Raw genomic sequence first — 16,851 nt, 5'->3', positions numbered from 1 at the left:
TTAATGAACACAATAACATTAAACATTTATCGTTTTAACAAAGAAACAGTGAGTCCATCAATCTTACAACCTTTCACTCTTAGCTATAGCAATGAAGAGACTCTTCTCGATTTGCTTATGAGAGTCCTGTATGAATTTGATAGCACTCTGGCTTTCGATAAAAACTGCCGAATAGGGTTGTGTGGTAGTTGTCGTTTAAAAGTTAATGGCAAAGTGATGTTAGCTTGCAGTGAAAATGTAGCAAAGTTAGTTTCCGAATTTGGCAATGAGCTTGAAATAACCCCTTACAATTGCACGAAAGTTGTTCGTGACCTGATCGTAGAACCGCAGTTTGAAAACTGTTCAGAAATAGAGGTGAAATAATGAGTAATAGTTTTTTAGGTGCGGGTTCTCGCTTTAAAGAAGGTCCAGATCAACGCTTATATAACAGTGCATTTCAATATGAACTTGAATGTAGCCCATATATTATGAGCAACTTAAGTATAGCGGATATGAGTCATGTCATGACTTTAATTCAAGGGGGAGTAATTTCTTCATCAAAAGGAAGAAAGTTGCTATCAGGTCTTCTTGAAGTCCACCTACAAGGAACTGAAAACATTCCTTTAGATCCTGCTGTTGGAGATAGTTACAATAACAGAGATAAATATTTGCAACAGCAAATTGGCCCTGATAGTGGTTATGTTCACATCGGACGTGCTCGAAGGGAAGCTAGTACAATAGCTTGGCAAATGGTTTGCCGCGAAAAATTATTTTGCCTTCATGAAAAGTTAATTCAGTTATGTGAGGTATTTAATCACGTTGTTTCACAACATTTAAATACTTTTATGGCAGACTTTACCTATTTACAACATGCACAGCCCACTACTTTAGCCCATTATTTACAAGGGTTTCAAAGACCGCTATTAAGAGACATTGGTCGCATAGAAACAGCTATAAAAATGGTGAATTTATCTCCTGCATGTTCAGGGAGTGTTAATGGCTCTCAAATTGAGATGAATCGAGAGTTTATTGCCGAGTTGCTGGAATTTGATGGCATATTAACTCACACTCGGGATGCGATGTGGGCACCAGATATGTGTATTGATGTGATGACGAGTCTTTGTTCGATAATGACAAGCTTAAATCGAATCAGTGAAGAGTTTATTATTTGGAATAGCGCAGAATTCTCTTACCTTGAGTTAGCTGATGGCTTTACCCGCACAAGTGTCATAATGCCACAAAAGAAAAATCCATATGGGTTAGCATTCATTCGTGGTCAAGCTAGAACCTTTAATGGCATGATGACAAATATTTTATCAACAAATCAGACTATTAGTGGGCAGCCTGATAACCGACTCTATGCTTATGGAGAACTACCAAAGGCTTTAGATTATGCTATTCAGTGTGTCGACCTTTTTGCCGGGATTTTATCTACATCTAAATTTAACAAGGATAAGCTTGCAGAAGCTGCGGCTGACAAATTTATTGTTGCAACAGACTTATGCGATATGCTGGTCAAATTTTCGGACTTAGATAATCGTAGTGCTCATAAAATCATCGGTAGGGCAGTAAGGAATGCTTGTGATGAAGAGCAAGATGGTTTTACTCTTGATAGTATAAAGTTAGCAGCACAGCAGTTGAATATTGATTTGCCAAACATTCCGGATCAGGTATTTAATTCTAACATTGACATACCTTCTCTTATTTCTTTAAGGAAAGGACTTGGTAGTGCAAACCCCGAGCAAGTCCAATTAATGGTTCAGGACAGTCAAAACAGTATAGCTAAGGCGCATTCGTTTCAAGGAAATTATAGAATGTCATCTTTCAATGAGCGCTTTGTGAAAAAAGTGAATCTCTTTTTGAATGAGCTAAAGGACAAATAATGTTAACAAGTATTTATACAGAAGTAGCAAACAAAAAAGGTACGAAAATAGCGGTTTCATTTGGCGATAAAGAATACAGCTATGATGAGTTTCATATAGAAATAGACAAATTCGCTACTTTTTTAAAATCAAAAAATATAAAGCCTAGTCAAAGAGTCGCAGTATCAAATTTTTCACCTGTTGAGCTCCTTTTTTCTTATTATGCTGGTGCAAAATGTGGGGTTAGCATAGTACCTATTCCCTTTATTGATCCACAGAGACTTCAGGGGGCATTGGAAACTAGTGATGCTGCATTGTTTATTGAATCTTACCCTCAATTAGAGCCAAAGAATATTGATGTTTCATTTGATCAAGAAGCTATGGTTATTTTTACTTCTGGAACGACTTCCAGCAAATTGAAAGGGGTAAGATTATCTCAGTGTGGCATCAACGATATTTGTGCATTCATGAATAGTAAGATGGAGGTTGATGAGGGAATTGCAGAATTAGTTTTTGCTTCAATAGATCATGCATTTGGTTTTGGGCGATGCCATAGTGTCCTGATGGCCGGCGGAAGAATTGTATTACCAACTCAGCTTAGTAATCCTTTATCAATTTCATCATTGTTTAGTAAGTATGATTGTAATGCATTATCAACGGCACCTTCTTTGTTAGCAGCTTTACTACAAGTAGGCAAAAGTGAGTTGGCGGCAGTTGCAGACAACCTAAAATGGCTACAAACTGGCGCAATGAGATTTGATCACTTTTTCCGAATTGAATTATGTAATTCACTGCCTAAAACAAGAATATTTCTCCATTATGGGTTAAGTGAAGCTATGCGAGTAACATTCTTTGAGCTAAACCGTAATTTAGATAAGGTCAAGACCGAAGGACCTGCTTCAGAATGCTCTGAGTTAAAAATTATTGATGATCAAGGCTGTGCTTTACCCCCTTTCGAAAGTGGACGAATAGCAATTAGAGGAAGTAATTTATGCTTAGGGTATCTCGATGATGAGCTATGGAATAGTCAGCTTCAAGATGGTTGGTTTATAACTTCTGATGTTGGGTACTTAGATGAGCAAGGTTATCTAGTGTTTTCAGGAAGAAGTGATGATGTAATAAATTATAATGGTGTTTTAGTGCACCCTGATGAAATAGAATCTAAACTGGTGACGTTATTTAAGAGCAATGCTTTTACAGTACTTGGTATGGAAGATCCCAGTAAAGTTAAAGATAGTATTATTGTTTTATGTGTAGAAGGAGAAACTAAAGTAACTCTCAAGGATGTAGCAAAACATTTGAAAGATACTGATTCAAATTTTAGACCGAATAAGCTATTTACATTAAGTGAGCTACCACGAACACGTTCTGGTAAAGTAAGTAGAGCATTAATTAAAAAGCATTTATGTGAGCAATATGAAAAATAAACAAATCATAAAAGAGTTAATTTTAATTCAAAACCCAAGTGTGGATCTTAGTAACGAAGCGGATTTTTCATCAAGCTTTGCTGAACTTGGACTGGATTCTATAGATGTTATGACTATAGTCTTAAAAATTAAGAGAGAGCTAGGTATAGACATCAACGATGAACAGTTGTCTAAGTTAGGTACTGTTTCTGAGTTAATAGAGTTTTTAGATAATAAATAAATGCATTAAGCTTGGTAGGGGCGACTATTCGGTGGCTCCGCAAGCCAACTGTAAATATCATCTCTCATCAGCTCAGTCGTTGCTTTATAAAACTCTCTCATATTGAAGCCCCAGACGCTGCCATGGCACATTTTAGAGTGATTCAATTTAAATTGTTTTTCGAAATTTTCAAATATTTTGACATTTTTATCTCTTTTTATATCGCAGTTTAGATACGTTACTAGATGATAAAAAGCTTTCATTTCTGTGTGCTGCCCAGTTTCAATTGGATGTATGAACTCTTTTGTATACCTGTAAGGTACGTTCATGTCAGACTCACATTGGTGAACAAGGCTGACAATTTGTTTTGGGTGAATACCTACGGAAATAAAAATACTGTTAAGCTCCAGCATCCTAGAAAATGGAGTGTGCATACCATAACTATGGGGGGCTGTGTTTTCACAAATGTAAGATGCTTCTTTTCCTATTGCGGTGCGAGACGAGAAAGGGTGAAGCTGTCTAATGCTTCCTGTTTGATTTCTGATAAATTCGCTAAAAGCACCGGTTTCAGAAGGTGTATTTTTTAGTGAAAATGGAATGTTAGTATTACAAAGTGAAAAGCTATGAGTTGGCACTACAATTGTACCTTCTGGGCCTATCAAATCCATAATCACCTTAAGATGTAAATTTAACAGCTCGAACTTACTCAAAGAAAGAGAAATACCAACTTTTGTGATATCTCCAGTAACATAAACAACTTTTCCTTCTGTGATACCAACAGAAGAGTATGCCTGTTTTAAACTTTCGTAAGATATGTCTGCTAACATGAAAGCTCTAATTCCTTGTTTAATTCACTAGGTTAAAGAATGCCGTAATTACAGCTTTTTGCTCATCTGCTGTCATAGTTGGGTGCAGAGGAATAGTAACAGCCTGTTTGTAGTAGCTTTCTGCATTAGGGAAATCACCGTCAGAAAAGCCTAAAGCTTGATAATAAGGCTGTAAATGGATAGGTATATAATGCAAGTGAGCAATAATTCCTTGCTCGCGCATGCCTGTAATGACTGACTTGTGTTTTTCTATATCACACTGTGTTAAACGAACAATATATAAATGGTAGCTAGAGTAACACTCATTCGATTGTGTTAAATGAGCTACCGTTGAGTTTGCAAATGCATAGTTATATGTTGTTGCAATGTCGTTTCGCACTGATACAAAGTTGTCTAGCTGCTTTAACTGACTCAGTCCTAAAGCGGCTTGCATATCAGTCATTCTATAATTAAAACCAAGCTCTAACTGTTGATAATACCAAGGACCGTGACTTGACTCGGTCATTTCTTCAGGAATATTAGTAATACCATGACTTCGCAAGCGGCTCATTTTTTTGTTGAGCCCAGCGCAGTTGGTAACCGCCATACCCCCTTCAGCAGATGTAATTATCTTGACTGGATGAAAGCTAAACACAGTAATATCTGAATAAACACAGCTGCCAACAGGCTTATCTTTGTACTTGGCGCCAATAGCATGCGAGGCATCTTCAATAACCTTAAAACCATACTCTTTGGCAAGTGCATTGATTGCTGCCATATCGCATGACTGACCAGCTAGATGAACAGGGATCACGACTTTAGGGAGTTGCTGGCTTTGTTTGGCTAATGTCAGTTTTTCTTTAAGCGCTGCAACAGACATATTGCCAGTTTCAAGGTCGATATCAACAAAGTCGACCTCTGCGCCACAATACAGCGCGCAGTTACTCGATGCGACAAAGGAGATTGGCGACGTCCATACAATGTCGCCTTTACCTACGTCTAAGGCAAGGCAAGCAATATGTAACGCTGAAGTCGCACTGTTAGTAGCACAGGCATAGTGAGCACCACAATATTCTGCAATGGCACTTTCAAATGCTGGAACAGCAGGTCCTTGCGTTAGCCAGTCAGACTTTAAGACATCAATTACGGCGTTGATGTCATCTTGAGAAATACTTTGTTTGCCGTAAGGAATTACCTTATTCGCCATAATGAAATATTACAGTAACGCTTTGACATTGAAGTTTTTAATTTCTTCAATGCTCATATAATCAGGGTTATCTAGTGAGTTATACTCGAAACCTTGGGCAACTTGCTCGCCTTTTTCACCCAGTGCATTTTCAGTAAAATCATTGCTACGACTACTGAATTTAATACCCGGAGCGATAACAAAGTGATCGCTATATTCGTACGTTTCAAAGCATAAGTCGGCAGGACACATAACTTCGTGTAACTTTTCACCTGGGCGAATACCGATTATTTTAATTGGTAAGTCAGGTGCCATGGCTTTGGCAAGATCAGTAATACGAATTGAAGGGATCTTTGGAACGAAAATTTCACCACCTAACATACGCTCAAAGTTAGTTAATACAAAATCAACACCTTGTTGCAGGCTAATCCAGAAGCGAGTCATTTCTTCATGAGTAATTGGTATATGGTCGCGGCCTTGGTCGATAAACTTTTGGAAAATAGGCACAACAGAGCCACGCGAACACACTACATTACCGTATCTTACTACAGCAAAGGTTGTTTTATGGCCGCCAGCAATATTGTTAGCAGCAACAAATAACTTGTCTGATGCAAGTTTAGTCGCACCATATAAATTGATTGGGTTCGCGGCTTTATCAGTTGACAGTGCAATGACTTTTTCTACGTTATTATCAAGGGCGGCATCAATAACGTTTTCAGCCCCATTTATATTAGTTTTGATACACTCCATTGGGTTGTATTCAGCTGCGGGTACTTGTTTTAATGCTGCAGCGTGAATCACATAGTTTACGCCACGCATAGCACGACGAAGCCTTTCTTTATCGCGTACATCACCAATGAAGTATCGCATACAGGGTTGGTCAAACTCTTGCTGCATTTCAAACTGCTTTAGTTCGTCCCGTGAGAAGATAATGATCTTCTTAGGTTTATAGCGTTCTAGTAGCGTTTTGACGTATTTTTTGCCGAATGAACCAGTACCACCGGTAATTAAAATCGTTTTATTGTCGAACATAGCGTTACCTAAGTTATTTATCATTGGCGTAGTTATTTATAAAAGTGAAATACGCAAAGTGAGAATTTTGACACAATTCTCAGTAATTTAACTATTAAATAATACTCTAGCAAGTCAGATGCCAAGTTAATTTATCTAAACCATGGTACAAAGTGCAAATTTTGGCAAATTAAGCTATAATTTAAGCAATCGGTTTGTCGGAGGCCGCCATGAAAATTCAATCACCCAATACCGGGTTTTTAAACCAAACTCAGCAAACGGGTAATAAGCTTGCTGAGCAATTAGCGTCAGGTAAAAAAGTAAACTCAGCAGCAGATGATGCCGCTGCATTGCAAATTATTGATAGACTAACATCGCAACAAGATGGCTACAGTCAAGCAATTAACAATGCGTACGATGGCATTTCTTACTCGCAAGTAACAGAGTCAAATCTATCTGGTGTAAATGATGCCGTTTCTCGCATTCGAGAGCTGTCTATTCAAGCGGGTAATGGTGCGCTCACAGATAGTGATAGGGCTGCACTCCAAGAAGAAGTGTCGCAATTACAAACGCAAATATCAGAAACATTTGAAAATGCCACATTCGGTGGTAAACCTTTATTTGATGGTGAGCAAGTGTCGTTTCAGGTTGGCCCAGATGCCAATACTACACAATCAGTGACGCCATCTGATGGCAGTATTGCAACAGTTATTGCGGGAATCGATATTTCAACCCAAGCAGGTGCGCAAGCTGCGATTGATATTAGCGACCAAGTAGCTGAAGAAATTAACACGCAAAGAGCTGAGCTAGGCGCTTTTCAAAACACCTTGGCGAGTACGATAAAAGGTTTAGGCAACCAGCGAGAGAGCATTGCTGCGAGCCAAAGCCGAATAGAAGATACTGACTATGCAAAAGCTGTGTCTGATCAAGTAGCTAATGATATTTTATCGCAAGCATCGGTTGCCTTACGTGGTCAGGCTAATCGTTCAGCCGAATCTATATTAGGCTTACTTTAATTCTTTAGTATTAAATTTTAGTGCTAAGTGACTATTTTTTGGCGTTGATGTCAATAAATTGCCGCTTAGCGCTTGCATCCCTCTTAAACTCGCTTACAATTTAGAAATTAACTAACCTCGTGGTAACTGTGGTTCGCCAATAATGATCTTAATTTTAGACAATAATAATAATCGTGCGATAGGTTTACATGCAGCACTTACCTTCATTGGTGAAACTGCACAATTAGTTGGTGAGACTTCATTACAGTCTTTTTGTGAAAAACATCAACAGCAAGAATGCATGGTCATTCTTGGTGCTTTACAGCAGCTAAATCACGAGGCTGTGATCAAACAGTTTCCTGCCATTCCGTTTTTATTAATTGGTGAAACACTCAAACCGCTGCTAAGCATTGCTAATGTAGTTGGTTTAATTTGTGAACCATTTAACCATGACGTAACTACTCAGCTATTGCATGATTGTCAGCAATATCAGCGCATGCTACCAGGTGACCATAAACAAGCTAAATCTAACAAATCATTTGATGGTTTAGTCGGTGAAACCGAAGCTGTAAAAGATGTGCGCTTTTTAATTGAGCAAGTAGCAAAAACCGATGCCAATGTGCTGATCTTAGGTGAGTCAGGCACAGGTAAAGAAGTTGTTGCACGTAACGTTCATTTACTCTCTAAACGCAATACCGGGCCATTTGTGCCGGTAAACTGTGGTGCTATTCCTGGTGAACTACTTGAAAGTGAGCTATTTGGCCATGAAAAGGGCGCGTTTACGGGCGCTATTTCTGCGCGAAAGGGGCGTTTTGAATTAGCGCAAGGCGGCACGTTGTTTCTAGATGAAATTGGTGATATGCCTTTGCAAATGCAGGTTAAACTACTGCGTGTGTTGCAAGAACGTAGCTATGAGCGAGTAGGGGGTACAAAGCCTATTCAAGCTGATGTACGCATTATTGCTGCGACTCACCGCAATCTTGAAGAGATGATTGAAAAGGGCGACTTCCGTGAAGACCTTTTTTATCGTTTAAACGTGTTTCCAATTGAAAACCCTTCGCTAAGTGAGCGTGCCGACGACATTCCTCTACTTCTAAAAGAGCTAATGCGTCGTGTGAACGAGCAAAGTGGCACAACGGCCAAATTCACTGAGCGTGCGATTCAAAGCTTAAAAGAGCATGCGTGGCCGGGGAATATTCGTGAGCTTGCTAACTTAGTTGAGCGCATGGTGATCATGTTCCCAGACAAAGTGGTTGATGTACCAGACCTACCAGCTAAATATCGTTATATTGAAGTTGAGGCTTATGAGCCTGAGTACCCTGAAGAGTTGATGGAGCGAGATGCTTTCAACGATATTTTCAGTACCGGCTTTAGTGATTATGATGAGGAAGAGCTTGATACCCCAGCAACAACGGCTGACTCAGGTTTATTACCAGATGAAGGAATTGAGCTCAAAGAATACCTAGCTGAGCTAGAAATCAGCTTAATCAGCCAAGCATTAGAGCGCTACGATTATGTTGTTGCACGTGCAGCAGAAATTTTAGGTGTTAGGCGCACCACACTGGTCGAAAAAATGAAAAAATATAACCTAACGCGCGACTAATAGTTAAGAGCAGGTTTTAGGCAAAAATTAACTAAGTACTATGGTTATTACGCCTATAGAATGGGCTGTGTCTTTATTTATAGGCGCTAAACTTACGGGCGCGCTCACCGTCTTTCATTCGGGGTCTGCTGTGGTAATAAATCACTAAAAGCTTTTTGCACAAAGAGAAAATAATGAGGAACAAATGAGAAACCAAGCCCTTTCTTTTAATATTTAAAGCGCAATATTCCTTTAACCTATTTGTGAATCAGGCTCTTAATACTTTTACCACCAAGGTAATCGAGGTGCTGCGCGCTACACCTAGTAGCCTAGAGCCTAAAATTTAACATCTTTATTTTTACCTCATAAGCGCAGCGTCTCTTAGCCTCTTTGTGAATAAGTTACTTAATTAGCTTTTTACCGCCGGAGGCTGCTTGCAGCACCGAGAAGATAGAAGCCAAGCTTAGCCCATATCACCTAATAACTATCAATAATCTCTTGTTTTCTAAAACAATCATTACTGTGGTCGTTAACCATGCCACAGGCTTGCATATGCGCATACACAGTGGTTGGCCCTAAAAACTTAAAGCCGCGCTTTTTTAAATCTTTGGCGAATGCTGTAGAGGCTTCAGTAATAGCCGGGTAATCCTCTAATTTATCAAGATTGTTTACCAATGGTTTGCCACCAACAAACTGCCATTGGTAATTTGAGAAACTGCCAAACTCTTTTTGAATCTCAATAAAACGTTGCGCGTTATTGATAGTGGCGGCGATTTTAGCGCGATTACGAATAATACCTTCAAACTGCATTAATCGTTCGACGTCGTCTTCGGTCATTTTGGCAACCTCTTCGACAACAAAGTTTTTGAAGGCACTGCGATAGCCATCACGCTTTTTAAGTATGGTATACCAACTCAGTCCCGCTTGTGCTGACTCTAAGGTTATAAATTCAAATAAGCGGTGATCATCATATAGTGGCACCCCCCATTCTTGGTCATGATAGGCCACATAATCTTCTTTGCTGGTATCGAGCCATGGGCAACGACAATGGTGTTCTTTTTGCATTATTCCCTCGCGATTGTCATTTTTTTGTCAGTGTTGTTTTGTCTTTAATTTATTGAAATAAAACAAAAATAAATTTGGTACGGATTGTGCATTTGACTAGGTAGACACGATTTTTTGAGTATCGATTATGGCCTTAGCAAATGTCCTAAAACCACAATTTATCACAGCCAAACAATATAACCCATGCTTACAACAAGAAGAGTATGTGGGTGAGTTGAGTGAGCTGCGCCAACAAGCCAGTTGGTTAGGTCATTTGGTTGATACCATGCCTGCGGGTGTGGTGGTTTTGGATGGCCGAGGTATGATCGCAAAAGCCAATCAAATTGCCATTGATATGCTAGGTGAACCCCTTGAAGGTGAAAAGTGGTTTAGCGTAATTCAACGCTCATTTCGACCACAGCAAGACGATGGACATGAAGTATCACTTAAGGATGGCCGTTTAATAAAGCTTGATATTACTGCGCTTGCTCCAGAGCCAGGGCAGTTAATTTTAATGACAGATTTAACTGAAACCAGGCGCTTACAAAAGCGAGTAGCACATATGCAGCGCTTAAGTGCGCTTGGCAAAATGGTCGCTTCGCTTGCTCATCAAGTCAGAACACCGTTATCAGCGGCCATGCTGTATGCCGCAAATTTAGGCTCAAAGCGATTGCCAGAAAGCTCGCGTGGCAACTTTCATACGAAGCTAATGTCGCGTTTAAAAGATTTAGAAACCCAAGTGAACGATATGCTGTTATTTGCCAAAAGTGGTGAGCAACAAGTGGTCGAAAGCGTTTCAATGCAACAGTTACTTAATGAAGTAAAAGCCGGTGCTGATGCTATGGTTGCACAAAATAACAGTGAACTTAGCGTGAACTTGCCTGAGCCAGATATTGAAATTATGGGTAATAAAACTGCTCTGGCGAGTGCTATTCAAAACCTGATCCACAATAGTATTCAAATTATTGGCTCTGAGGCTGTGGTAACCCTGAGTGCCGAACGTGACGAAACTAGCGAAAACTGTGTTCGTATCAGTGTCAGTGATAATGGCCCAGGCGTTGATTTACGTCATGCCAACAAATTATTCGAACCTTTTTACACTACCAAAAGCCAAGGCACGGGGCTTGGACTTGCAGTTGTAAGTTCAGTCGCCAATGCGCACCAAGGACGGGTTGAAGTAACTAATAATGCTCATGGGGGAGCATGTTTTAGTTTGATCTTGCCAATTAGTGCAGAACCAATCTCAGCGGAGGCAAAATGAATACTAACTCTATTTTAGTCGTTGAAGACGACGCAGGCTTACGAGAAGCACTGATCGATACCCTTGAAATGTCGGGTATTGATTGCGTTGCTGCAGATAGCGCTGAACAAGCGATGATCTTGCTTAAGCAAAATAGCTATTCATTGGTTGTTAGTGATGTGCAAATGGGCGCCATGAGTGGCCTTGACCTATTACGTAGCATTAAACTTAATTATCCTGAGCTGCCAGTATTAATGATGACAGCCTATGCCACCATTGATGATGCTGTAGAGGCAATGCGTTTAGGCGCGATTGATTACATGGCAAAACCGTTTGCCCCAGAAGTGCTTCTTAACATGGTGAGTCGTTATTTGCCTGAAAAGGAAAAAGAAACCGATGGCCCAATTGTTGCCGATCCATCGAGCATTAAGTTATTAGAACTTGCCAGTAAAGTAGCGCGCTCAGATGCCAGTGTCATGGTACTCGGCCCAAGTGGCTCGGGTAAAGAAGTGTTGGCTCGTTTTATCCACGATAAATCAAATCGTAGCGATGCTCCCTTTGTGGCTATTAACTGTGCTGCTATTCCTGAAAACATGCTTGAAGCAACCTTATTCGGTTACGAAAAAGGGGCGTTTACTGGCGCTATTCAAGCTTGCCCGGGTAAATTTGAGCAAGCTCAAGGTGGTACCATCTTACTAGATGAAATCACTGAGATGGATTTAGGCTTGCAAGCTAAATTACTGCGTGTACTTCAAGAGCGCGAAGTAGAGCGCTTAGGCGGTCGTAAAACCATAGAGCTTGATGTTCGCGTACTTGCTACAAGTAACCGAGATTTAAAAGAAGCAGTGAGCGAAAATCTATTTAGAGAAGATTTATATTATCGCTTAAATGTATTCCCGTTAATGTGGAAACCATTAGCCGAGCGTCCTGGCGACATTCTTGTATTGGCAGAGCATTTAATAGAGCGTCATTGCCTGAAAAGTAAAGAGCCTATAGCTCAACTAAGTGAGGGTGCGAAACAAAAGCTGCTATCGCATGCTTGGCCAGGTAACGTACGAGAGCTCGATAACGTTATTCAACGGGCGTTGATATTATGCGATGGTAATAGTATTCATCAAGATGATGTCTTTATTGAAGAGTTGCTTACGGCGGATATCAAGCCAGTCGCTACGCCACCACACAACGCTCCGGTATATCAAGAACAGCCTGTTGAAGTTAATCTAGATACCGTACCGCAAGTGAGTGAGCAGGGTAATTATAAAGACGAGCTGAAAGACAAAGAGCATCGTATTATTTTAGAAACCTTAGCGCGTTGTAACGGTAAGCGTAAAGAGGTTGCAGAAACCTTAGGTATTAGTCCGCGCACGTTACGTTATAAACTGGCGCAAATGCGAGACTTGGGTATCGCCTTACCTGCATAAACTCCTTCCAAAAAGTTAGTCAAACAAGCTCACATTTTTGTGAGCTTGTTTGCTGTCAAAACTCTGACAAGTAAATTATCTATGTTAAGTTATTGAAAACTCTCGTTTTATTTTGTGGCACGGTTTGTGCTTTATCAGTGCATAAGTAAACTGCATTGTCAGAGAGTATTATGAAAGTTCAAAACAGCGCATTATTTCAAGAAATGCAATCTATGGCTTCAGAAGTTGGTCGTGGTAACTCAATTAATAATTTACCAACACAAACTCAGCCAACTTCATCGGCACAGTTTGGTGATTTACTTACCAATGCACTTGATACAGTGAATGGCTTACAACAAGAAGCAAAACAAAAAGTAACCGCGCTTGAAATGGGCGATCGCAGTGTTTCACTTGCGGACGTAATGATTGCTTCGCAAAAGTCATCAGTTGCCTTTGAAGCGACGGTACAGGTTCGCAATAAACTTGTTGAAGCTTATAAAGAAATCATGAACATGCCTGTGTAACTAGGTAGTGGAGAATTATTGTGGCGCAATCTAATCAATCAACTGATCTAGCCTTAGCAGGCGGCGGTATCGATGCAACCGATACTGACGATCAACAAGAGCAAAAGTCAGGCTACCTAAGTGCCTTAAATGGTGTAGACGTTTTACGCCAGGCTACTTTAGTGATTGCTTTAGCAATCTGTTTGGCTATCGCAATTTTTATTATTATTTGGGCTCGTCAGCCAGATATGCGTCCGCTTGGCAAAATGCCAACGGAAGAGCTTATTCAAACGCTGGACTTCTTAGACGCTCAAAAGATTGATTACGAACTTGATGGTAACGTCATCTCTGTTGAAGAAGGTGAATACCAAAACATCAAATTATTGATGGCTCGTGAAGGCCTAGAGCAAGCGCCAAGCTCAGGTACTGACATCATCATGCAAGACATGGGGTTTGGTGTAAGCCAACGCCTTGAACGTGAACGTTTAAAGCATGGTCGTGAGCAACAGCTTGCACGTACCATCGAAGAGCTAAAAAATGTTACTCGCGCCAAAGTACTTTTAGCTATTCCAAAAGAAAACGTATTTGCTCGTCGTGAAAAACAACCTTCAGCGACGGTAGTACTAACCTTAAAACGCGGCCGTACGCTTGATGGTGAAGAAGTTGACTCAGTAGTTGATATTGTTGCCTCAGCAGTCCAAGGTTTATCGCCAGAGCGTGTTACTGTTACCGATCAAAATGGTCGTTTACTGAATTCAGGTTCACAAAACTCACTTGCTGCTCGCTCTCGTAAAGAGTATGAAATTGAGCGTAAGCGTGAAGAAGAATACTTAAATAAAATCGATAGCATCCTTATTCCAGTTGTAGGTTTAGGTAACTACACAGCGCAAGTCGACTTAAATATGGATTTTAGTGCAGTCGAAGAAACACAAAAACGTTATAACCCAGACTTACCCGCTGTGCGCAGTGAAACCACGTTCGAAGAAAACAACATTGGTGGTCTTGCTGTCGGCATTCCAGGTGCGCTAACGAATCAGCCGCCAGTTAACTCTAATATTCCTGAGGTCGCTGGCCAAGGTAGTGCGGGTTCAGCAACGAACCCAAGTCGTTCGCATAAAGAAGCAACACGTAACTACGAACTTGATACCACAATTTCGCATAAGCGCCAGCAAACCGGTGTTATCCGCCGCATCAGTGTGTCAGTTGCCGTTGATTATGTACCGCAAGTAGGTGAAAACGGTGAAACAACTATGGTTCCTCGCTCTGTCGAAGCATTGTCAAATATTCGTCGCTTACTACAAGGTGGTGTTGGGTTTGATATGCAACGCGGTGATGCACTTGAAGTCGTCACAGTGCCATTTGTAAGACAAGATACAGGTGAAGCGATTGAAGTTCCACTTTGGGAGCAAGATTGGTTCATGAAGATGCTACGCTTAGCATTAGGTGCACTGGTTATCATCGTACTTATTGTCTTTGTTGTAAGACCTATGCTGAAACGTCTAATTTACCCAGACGATACACTAGAAGAATATGATGAAGATGCATTAAGTGCAGGTGTAGATATTGGTGATAGCACGCTAGATATGCTAAATAAAGACTTTGACTCTGCTGCTGTAGGATTCTCAAGTGATGGTACACTACAGCTGCCAGACTTACATGGCGATGAAGATTTACTCAAAGCAGTTCGTGCATTGGTTGCAAATGAACCAGAACTGTCTTCTCAAGTAGTGAAAGCGTGGTTAACAGAAGATGACTGATCAAGAACAAAAACAATTACCACCGGCGTTTGATGTTGATAAATTAGACGGTGTTGATAAGGCGGCAATCTTATTGCTGAGCTTATCAGAAGAAGATGCTGCGCAAATCCTTAAGCACTTAGAGCCAAAGCAAGTGCAAAAAGTGGGTATGGCAATGGCCGCACTAGATGATTTATCGCAAGCGAAAATTAGCGCAGTCCATAATTTGTTTATTGAGCAAATTCAAAGCTTCAGTACCATTGGCTTCCAGTCTGAAGACTTTATTAAAAAAGCCCTTACAGCAGCGCTTGGTGAAGACAAGGCTGCCAGCCTTATTGACCAAATTGTTATGGGCTCAGGGGCGAAAGGTCTTGATTCATTGAAGTGGATGGACTCAAAGCAAGTGGCGAATATCATTCGCAACGAGCACCCGCAAATTCAAACCATTGTTTTATCTTATTTAGAGCCAGAGCAATCAGCGGAAATCTTGTCGCAATTCCCAGAAAAAGTGCGTTTAGATTTAACCATGCGTATTGCAAACCTTGAAGAAGTTCAACCAGCAGCATTGCAAGAGTTGAATGAAATCATGGAGAAACAGTTCGCAGGTCAAGCTGGTGCGCAAGCTGCGAAAATGGGTGGCTTGAAAGCGGCCGCTGATATCATGAACTACCTAGATACCAATGTTGAAGGTCAGTTAATGGATTCAATCCGTGAACACGATGAAGAGATGTCACAGCAAATCCAAGACCTTATGTTTGTCTTTGAGAACTTAATGGATGTTGAAGACCGTGGTATTCAAGCGATCCTTCGTGAAGTACAGCAAGATGTATTAATGAAAGCAATTAAAGGTACTGACGAAGCATTAAAAGAGAAGATTTTGGGCAATATGTCAAAACGTGCCGCTGAATTACTCGCAGATGATCTTGAGGCAATGGGCCCTGTTCGTATTAGCGAAGTAGAAGCGGCACAGAAAGAAATTCTTTCTACGGCACGACGTTTAGCTGACTCAGGCGAAATCATGCTTGGTGGCGGTGGTGGTGAGGAGTTCCTGTAAGCCATGAGTAAGTCTTCATTTCATACAGGACGCCCAGTACATGCCAGTGAAGCTGCCGATGAATTATTGGAAAACTGGCCAATTCCTGAAGTGACGCAAGATACAACAAAACTCGCTGGACGCTCAACGGCGTATGGCACACCTTTAGCTGACTTATATCGTAAAGAGCAGCAAAAGCAGCAGGCCGAAGAGCAGCCAGAAGAGCCTGAAATTCCGTCATTGACCATGGCTGAACTTGAAAAAATCCGTCAAGATGCCTATGAAGAAGGGCTAAAGCAAGGTCATGAACAAGGCTATATAGATGGTTTTGAAAAAGGCGCGCATGAGGGGAAAGAAGCTGGTTTTAAAGAAGGTGTTGAGCTTGGTAAGGAGCAAGGCCAAGAAGAAATTAAGCCTATTTTAGAAGAGCAGCTCACTAACTTAAGAAGCTTACTTGATAGCCTTTCTCAACCATTATCTAAAGTCGATGAAAGTGCCGAAAAGCAGTTAGTGCAATTAGCTGTTATGTTAACTGAAGTCTTAGTTTACCAAGAAATCAAAACCTCACCAGAAGTCATTTTACATGCTTTGAAGCAAGCCATTGATGCGTTAGGTGAAGAGCAAGTGAAAGTACGTATTCACTTACATCCTGATGATATTGCTTTAATTACCGAAAGTTATGGCGAACAAACTATTGCAGATAACCATTGGCAGTTAGTGGCAGAGCCGACTTTAGAGCGCGGTGGCTGCGAAATTAAAACCCCGCAATCATCCCTCGATATGACGATAAAAACTCGCGTCAAAGAAACGTTGGAAAACTTTTTGCATAGCAGTGGTATCTAACACTT

General features: G+C 40.7%; 16 protein-coding genes. 12 read left to right on the top strand and 4 right to left on the bottom strand.

All coding sequences use genetic code 11. From position 1 onward, the window contains the following. Positions 1 to 3 precede the first annotated feature (3 nt). From CWC02_RS15255 to CWC02_RS15240, 4 genes are read left to right on the top strand one after another with little or no spacing between them, the layout of a single operon-like run. The gene (locus tag CWC02_RS15255) at positions 4 to 363 is read left to right on the top strand and encodes a 2Fe-2S iron-sulfur cluster-binding protein (RefSeq protein ID WP_138619169.1); all 360 of its coding nucleotides are present in this window, start codon (positions 4 to 6) and stop codon (positions 361 to 363) included. Then, entirely contained in the window at positions 363 to 1,862 is a 1,500-nt protein-coding gene (locus CWC02_RS15250; protein ID WP_138619167.1) for an argininosuccinate lyase, read from the top strand. The genes CWC02_RS15255 and CWC02_RS15250 overlap by 1 nt, the downstream gene beginning before the upstream one ends. Beyond that, complete coding sequence (locus tag CWC02_RS15245; RefSeq protein WP_138619165.1) at positions 1,862 to 3,268, top strand: class I adenylate-forming enzyme family protein; 1,407 nt, start codon at positions 1,862 to 1,864, stop codon at positions 3,266 to 3,268. The genes CWC02_RS15250 and CWC02_RS15245 overlap by 1 nt, the downstream gene beginning before the upstream one ends. Then, positions 3,258 to 3,488 carry an acyl carrier protein gene (locus tag CWC02_RS15240; RefSeq protein WP_054562192.1) on the top strand — a complete coding sequence of 77 codons (231 nt, stop codon included), beginning with the start codon at positions 3,258 to 3,260 and terminating at the stop codon, positions 3,486 to 3,488. The genes CWC02_RS15245 and CWC02_RS15240 overlap by 11 nt, the downstream gene beginning before the upstream one ends. Positions 3,489 to 3,493: 5 nt before the next feature. On the opposite strand, the gene CWC02_RS15235 is transcribed toward CWC02_RS15240, so the two are convergent. Genes CWC02_RS15235 through pseB form a run of 3 tightly spaced genes read right to left on the bottom strand, consistent with a single transcriptional unit; the run spans position 3,494 to position 6,491 of the window. Continuing rightward, positions 3,494 to 4,294 carry an AAC(3) family N-acetyltransferase gene (locus CWC02_RS15235; RefSeq protein WP_138619163.1) on the bottom strand — a complete coding sequence of 267 codons (801 nt, stop codon included), beginning with the start codon at positions 4,292 to 4,294 and terminating at the stop codon, positions 3,494 to 3,496. 19 nt (positions 4,295 to 4,313) lie between these two features. Continuing rightward, a complete protein-coding gene (pseC, locus tag CWC02_RS15230) occupies positions 4,314 to 5,480 on the bottom strand; it encodes a UDP-4-amino-4,6-dideoxy-N-acetyl-beta-L-altrosamine transaminase (RefSeq protein WP_138619161.1) in 1,167 nt (388 codons plus the stop codon). A 9-nt stretch (positions 5,481 to 5,489) separates the two neighbouring features. Then, positions 5,490 to 6,491 carry a UDP-N-acetylglucosamine 4,6-dehydratase (inverting) gene (gene pseB / locus CWC02_RS15225; protein ID WP_138619159.1) on the bottom strand — a complete coding sequence of 334 codons (1,002 nt, stop codon included), beginning with the start codon at positions 6,489 to 6,491 and terminating at the stop codon, positions 5,490 to 5,492. 209 nt (positions 6,492 to 6,700) lie between these two features. Here pseB and CWC02_RS15220 point away from each other — a divergent pair, with 209 nt between their 5' ends. Further along, positions 6,701 to 7,486, top strand: a complete 786-nt coding sequence (locus CWC02_RS15220; protein ID WP_138619157.1) for a flagellin N-terminal helical domain-containing protein — start codon at positions 6,701 to 6,703, stop codon at positions 7,484 to 7,486. A 142-nt stretch (positions 7,487 to 7,628) separates the two neighbouring features. After that, positions 7,629 to 9,068, top strand: a complete 1,440-nt coding sequence (locus tag CWC02_RS15215; protein WP_138619155.1) for a sigma-54 dependent transcriptional regulator — start codon at positions 7,629 to 7,631, stop codon at positions 9,066 to 9,068. 456 nt (positions 9,069 to 9,524) lie between these two features. Here the strand turns inward: CWC02_RS15215 and CWC02_RS15210 are convergent, their stop codons facing one another. Continuing rightward, a complete protein-coding gene (locus CWC02_RS15210) occupies positions 9,525 to 10,112 on the bottom strand; it encodes a DNA-3-methyladenine glycosylase I (RefSeq protein ID WP_138619153.1) in 588 nt (195 codons plus the stop codon). Positions 10,113 to 10,239: 127 nt separating this feature from the next. Between CWC02_RS15210 and CWC02_RS15205 the strand changes: the two genes are divergently transcribed. From CWC02_RS15205 to fliH, 6 genes are all read left to right on the top strand, one after another. Beyond that, positions 10,240 to 11,352: a sensor histidine kinase gene (locus CWC02_RS15205; protein ID WP_054553278.1), complete on the top strand. Its 1,113-nt coding sequence runs from the start codon at positions 10,240 to 10,242 to the stop codon at positions 11,350 to 11,352. Then, positions 11,349 to 12,752: a sigma-54-dependent transcriptional regulator gene (locus CWC02_RS15200; RefSeq protein ID WP_138619151.1), complete on the top strand. Its 1,404-nt coding sequence runs from the start codon at positions 11,349 to 11,351 to the stop codon at positions 12,750 to 12,752. The genes CWC02_RS15205 and CWC02_RS15200 overlap by 4 nt, the downstream gene beginning before the upstream one ends. Before the next feature lie 170 nt (positions 12,753 to 12,922). Continuing rightward, on the top strand, positions 12,923 to 13,255 hold the full coding sequence (gene fliE, locus CWC02_RS15195; RefSeq protein ID WP_138599040.1) for a flagellar hook-basal body complex protein FliE: 333 nt from the start codon (positions 12,923 to 12,925) through the stop codon (positions 13,253 to 13,255). Between the two features lie 20 nt (positions 13,256 to 13,275). Next, positions 13,276 to 14,991, top strand: a complete 1,716-nt coding sequence (gene fliF, locus CWC02_RS15190; RefSeq protein ID WP_054553275.1) for a flagellar basal-body MS-ring/collar protein FliF — start codon at positions 13,276 to 13,278, stop codon at positions 14,989 to 14,991. Next, on the top strand, positions 14,984 to 16,024 hold the full coding sequence (fliG, locus tag CWC02_RS15185; RefSeq protein WP_054553274.1) for a flagellar motor switch protein FliG: 1,041 nt from the start codon (positions 14,984 to 14,986) through the stop codon (positions 16,022 to 16,024). The genes fliF and fliG overlap by 8 nt, the downstream gene beginning before the upstream one ends. Before the next feature lie 3 nt (positions 16,025 to 16,027). Continuing rightward, positions 16,028 to 16,846: a flagellar assembly protein FliH gene (gene fliH, locus CWC02_RS15180; RefSeq protein WP_054553273.1), complete on the top strand. Its 819-nt coding sequence runs from the start codon at positions 16,028 to 16,030 to the stop codon at positions 16,844 to 16,846. Positions 16,847 to 16,851 lie beyond the last annotated feature (5 nt).

This window comes from Pseudoalteromonas sp. S2721, from assembly GCF_005887425.1.
In the GTDB taxonomy this organism is placed as follows: Bacteria; Pseudomonadota; Gammaproteobacteria; order Enterobacterales; family Alteromonadaceae; genus Pseudoalteromonas; species Pseudoalteromonas simplex.
Note: the sequence above shows the minus strand (reverse complement) of the source record. Positions and strands in the feature narration are given on the sequence as shown.